Consider the following 3,327-nt stretch of genomic DNA (forward strand, 5'->3'; position numbering starts at 1 on the left):
GGTTCGGGGAGAAGTGAACAGGCAGGAGGCCTGCTGGTTAAGCGCGCGGTCGCTATAGCGATTTCAGGAACGCCATCACGTCTTTGTCCTCCTTCCAAGAGCGTCTTGGCCCCGATTGGCCAACCTCGCAGAGCGCAACGGCGTTTGCTTTCAGCGTCAGGTCGATCTCGGCATAGATGTTGGTCGTGCTGATCGATACATGTCCCAACCAGGCACGTATGGTGTTGATGTCCACACCAGCAAGAACCAGATGACAGGCCGTCGTATGTCGGATCACGTGCGGCGTAACCGTTCGGCCCGCGAGTCTTGGAACTTGCGCAGCGCAGCGCTCGATCAGGCGATAGACCCCGAAGCGCGTATACCCTGTCCCCAGCCGGCTGACAAAAACAGGTGCGTCCCCCTCGCGAGCGCGGATTTCGCGCGCAAGGACTTGCTCGGTTTCCGGCCACAAAGGGCACTGGCGCGTTTTGCCCCCCTTTCCATGAAGAGTCGCAAGATCATGGCCGCCTCTCCGGGCGGCAAACGACAGATCCTGCACCTTCAGCTGCGTTGCCTCGGACACGCGCGCGCCTGTGTTGTAGAGGAAGAGCAGGAGGGCGTATTCGTGCTGTCCCCGGTCCGTCTTCCTGTCAGGCACCGCGAGCATCGCCTCCATTTCCGGCCGCGTCAGCCAGCCAACCGATGGCTGCATGGACTTTTTCGAAGATATGGCGCGGATATGCCCACACCACTCGACATGCGCCGGGTCCCTGCTGCCGACAAAGCGAGCAAAGGCCTTTACGCCGGCAAGCCGCTGATTGCGGGTCCGGACGGAACATCTGCGGTCGTCTTCGACATGGGCGAGGAACTTCAGAACCAGCGATGACGCCAGATCGCGCACCGTCAACCGGTCGACGGGCTTCCGCAGCTTGCGGCTTGCAAATGGCAGGAGCAGTCGGAAGGTGTCACGATAGCTAGATCGGGTGTTTCGGGCCAGGTTTCGCTCGGTGACGATGTATTCGATCAGGAAGCGCCGAAGCCAGGGACCAAGGAGTTCACGCTCGGGCATTCTCACCTCCATGGACAAAACGCGCAAATCGCATCGACGCTTGGTTCAAGAGATCTGGGGTCATCGTCAGGTAGATCTTCGTGCCTTCAAGATCGGAATGCCCGAGATAGGTGGACAGCACGGGCAGCAGTCGTTGCACATCTGCCCCTTCTTGATACCAGTCGGTCAGTCTGTGAACCGCAAAGCTGTGGCGGAGATCGTGCATGCGTGGCGCCGATCGCCCTCCAGCGCTGCCTTGTACGTCCGCGGTGCGGCGGAGCCGATCGAACGCAGTCTGAACGGTGCTGCTTGCAAGCCGGGTCCCGTCCCTGTTCGACAGCAGGTATGCGGCACCATCCGGGGCAAACCGCTGTCCTGGTGGCTGCGACAGGTGGTTGGCAAGCGCCGTCGCAAGCGGCAATCCGGCGGGCACCAGCCTGCTCTTGTGGAACTTGGTGTCCCGGATTGTCAGGACGGAAGCCTTCAGGTCGACATCATCACGCAGAAGCCCGGTGGCCTCGCTGAACCGAAGCCCCGCGCCATAGAGCAGCAAGAGCAGCGTGCGGAACGTATTCAGGTCGAGCTGCTTGGCGCCTACAATCGCAATCTCGATGTTTCGCGGATCGAAGAGACGCTGCAACTGCGTGCGACAGTAGATGTGCGGTGGCGCGAGCAGGGGCGGCCGCCGTTCGCTTACGGGAAGCGGCGACGAACTGGCATAGTCGCGGCTGATCGCAAATCTCCAGAAGCCCGCGAGCGCATAAGCCTTATTGTCGCGGTGCCGGGTTCCCCGGCCTTGACCAATGAGGAAGGCGAGCACCTGAGCCCTCGATATCTCGTCGCAATAGGTCTCTGGGCCGACATGGTGCATAAACTGCCGCAAGAGGTTCCGAGTGGTTGTGAACTTTGCACCATGCGCCTGCCGCCAAGCGACATAGTGGTCAATCGCGTCGCCCAGCTTCATAGCAGCGCCTCGAGATTGAGGGCGGCCACCTCACGCAGCGCTACCAGGTCGACCTTGGCATAAATCGCCGTCGAAGACGGATCACGATGGCCGAGGAAGTCTCCGATGACTTTCATCGACACGCCTCTATCCAGGAGGTGTTGGGCGGCGGCATGCCGGAGCGCATGTGGGCCTCGCCGCCCTGTCACGACGCCGACGCCCGCAAGGCGGTCGCGGACGATCTTGCCCAATGCCTTGCGATCCAAGGGACGGATTGGCGCGCGGGAGGTGAAGAAGACAGCACCCCCGTAACCTGTTGGCCGCCCATGCTGGAGGTAGTCCAGGATCGCTTGTCCAACTTCCTGCGATAGCGGCCAGAGATGGGTCCGGCCCGGCTTCGGACAACGAACCCGAAGCATCTCTGCATCCCAGTCGAAGTCATCGAGGCGCAGGCCCGCCACCTCGGCGACACGCAAGCCGTAGGATGTGAACAGCATGAGGATAGCCCGATCGCGCAGATCGACCGTGCGCTCCCCGCTGACCGAAGCCAAAAGGCGCTCGACGTCGTTGCGTTCGATTCCCTTCGGCAAAACCTCGTCGGCCCTGTATCCCGGCGCGACGATGCCTGCGGCCAAGCCCGGGCGACACCATTGGCGCTTCTCGGCAAAGGCGATGAATGATCTCAGGCGCTGCGCGAAGTCGTGGAGCGTTCTACGGCTCCAGACGCCGCGGCGATGTTCATCACTGATGATGGAGTCGATGTCAGCCATCACCAGCGAGGCAATCGCTATGCCGCTGCCCCTAATCTTGGTCAGGAAGTGGTCGGCCGCGCCACAATAGCCATGGACCGTCTCGGTCGACAGGCCGCGCTCTTTCCGCAACCAGTTTTCGTAAACGCTGAGTTCGATGCAATACGGGTGCGGCACCTCATCAATCTCGATCCAGCCGAGATGGTGCAAAAGGTCGGTGCAATGACTGATGAAGCGCTGCTGGGCCTTGCTAGCCGCCTCTCGATCGCATCTGCGCCCTTTGGGATTGGACCAGAGCTTGGCAGCCGTTTCTACGTCATGCTGGCTGATTGTGTCGCCGTCGCGGATGTCCAGAAGCCGCACAAGGTTGAGATGGGCATTCGCGCACTTTCGCAGGGTGGCGCGCCGTGACCCGCATTCCTTCAATTTCACAAGGTATCTGGCCCTTTGTTCGGCAAGTGGCGCGTTACGGTGCCTTGTCGCGGTTGGTGGAAAGAAGATTTCTTCGAACATGGATGTGTCTCCGTTTATGTGGAAACACAGGGTTTGCACGTTCTGGCGCGCAGCCGCCCTTGCGATCCTCCTGCCTGTTCACTTCTCCCCGAACC

At 61.1% G+C, this 3,327-nt stretch carries 3 protein-coding genes; all 3 read right to left on the reverse strand.

What is annotated here, in order from left to right:
* Positions 1–52 precede the first annotated feature (52 nt).
* The 3 genes from PARACOCCUSGL_RS0119815 to PARACOCCUSGL_RS0119825 are packed head-to-tail and all read right to left on the reverse strand — an operon-like array spanning position 53 to position 3,232.
* Entirely contained in the window at positions 53–1,048 is a 996-nt protein-coding gene (locus PARACOCCUSGL_RS0119815; protein WP_010400739.1) for a tyrosine-type recombinase/integrase, read from the reverse strand.
* Positions 1,035–1,991, reverse strand: coding sequence for a tyrosine-type recombinase/integrase (locus PARACOCCUSGL_RS0119820; RefSeq protein WP_010400741.1), 957 nt, complete (start codon positions 1,989–1,991; stop codon positions 1,035–1,037). Before PARACOCCUSGL_RS0119820 ends, PARACOCCUSGL_RS0119815 begins: the two co-directional genes overlap by 14 nt.
* Positions 1,988–3,232, reverse strand: coding sequence for a site-specific integrase (locus PARACOCCUSGL_RS0119825; RefSeq protein ID WP_010400743.1), 1,245 nt, complete (start codon positions 3,230–3,232; stop codon positions 1,988–1,990). The genes PARACOCCUSGL_RS0119820 and PARACOCCUSGL_RS0119825 overlap by 4 nt, the downstream gene beginning before the upstream one ends.
* Positions 3,233–3,327: the final 95 nt, after the last annotated feature.

This window comes from Paracoccus sp. TRP (genome assembly GCF_000185925.1).
GTDB lineage: Bacteria > Pseudomonadota > Alphaproteobacteria > Rhodobacterales > Rhodobacteraceae > Paracoccus > Paracoccus kondratievae.

Bases quoted from the DNA above. Each gene is read 5' to 3' on its own strand.
- PARACOCCUSGL_RS0119815 (WP_010400739.1), bottom strand. From the start codon at position 1,048: ATGCCCGAGCGTGAACTCCTTGGTCCCTGGCTTCGGCGCTTCCTGATC.
- PARACOCCUSGL_RS0119820 (WP_010400741.1), bottom strand. From the start codon at position 1,991: ATGAAGCTGGGCGACGCGATTGACCACTATGTCGCTTGGCGGCAGGCG.
- PARACOCCUSGL_RS0119825 (WP_010400743.1), bottom strand. From the start codon at position 3,232: ATGTTCGAAGAAATCTTCTTTCCACCAACCGCGACAAGGCACCGTAAC.